General features: G+C 58.6%; 1 rRNA gene. It reads left to right on the top strand.

The annotated features are described in order from the left end of the window. Window positions 1-1,067, top strand: a 16S ribosomal RNA gene (locus tag QP415_RS10695); the annotation flags it as partial.

Below are 1,067 nucleotides of genomic sequence, written 5' to 3'. Positions count from 1 at the left end.
TCGCATGGGGGTTGGTGGAAAGGTTTTTTCTGGTGGGGGATGGGCTCGCGGCCTATCAGCTTGTTGGTGGGGTGATGGCCTACCAAGGCTTTGACGGGTAGCCGGCCTGAGAGGGTGACCGGTCACATTGGGACTGAGATACGGCCCAGACTCCTACGGGAGGCAGCAGTGGGGAATATTGCACAATGGGCGAAAGCCTGATGCAGCGACGCCGCGTGAGGGATGACGGCCTTCGGGTTGTAAACCTCTTTCGCTCATGGTCAAGCCGCAGCTTTGGGTTGTGGTGAGGGTAGTGGGTAAAGAAGCGCCGGCTAACTACGTGCCAGCAGCCGCGGTAATACGTAGGGCGCGAGCGTTGTCCGGAATTATTGGGCGTAAAGGGCTTGTAGGCGGTTGGTCGCGTCTGCCGTGAAATCCTCTGGCTTAACTGGGGGCGTGCGGTGGGTACGGGCTGACTTGAGTGCGGTAGGGGAGACTGGAACTCCTGGTGTAGCGGTGGAATGCGCAGATATCAGGAAGAACACCGGTGGCGAAGGCGGGTCTCTGGGCCGTTACTGACGCTGAGGAGCGAAAGCGTGGGGAGCGAACAGGATTAGATACCCTGGTAGTCCACGCTGTAAACGTTGGGCACTAGGTGTGGGGGCCACCCGTGGTTTCTGCGCCGTAGCTAACGCTTTAAGTGCCCCGCCTGGGGAGTACGGCCGCAAGGCTAAAACTCAAAGGAATTGACGGGGGCCCGCACAAGCGGCGGAGCATGCGGATTAATTCGATGCAACGCGAAGAACCTTACCAAGGCTTGACATGCACGGCGACACTGCAGAGATGTGGTGGCATTTAGTTGGTCGTGTGCAGGTGGTGCATGGTTGTCGTCAGCTCGTGTCGTGAGATGTTGGGTTAAGTCCCGCAACGAGCGCAACCCTTGCCCTATGTTGCCAGCACGTGATGGTGGGGACTCGTGGGGGACTGCCGGGGTTAACTCGGAGGAAGGTGGGGATGACGTCAAATCATCATGCCCCTTATGTCTTGGGCTTCACGCATGCTACAATGGTTGGTACAGAGGGTTGCGA

Origin of the sequence: Pauljensenia sp. UMB3104, from assembly GCF_030217285.1 — a bacterium.
Taxonomy (GTDB): domain Bacteria; phylum Actinomycetota; class Actinomycetes; order Actinomycetales; family Actinomycetaceae; genus Pauljensenia.
Note: the sequence above shows the minus strand (reverse complement) of the source record. Positions and strands in the feature narration are given on the sequence as shown.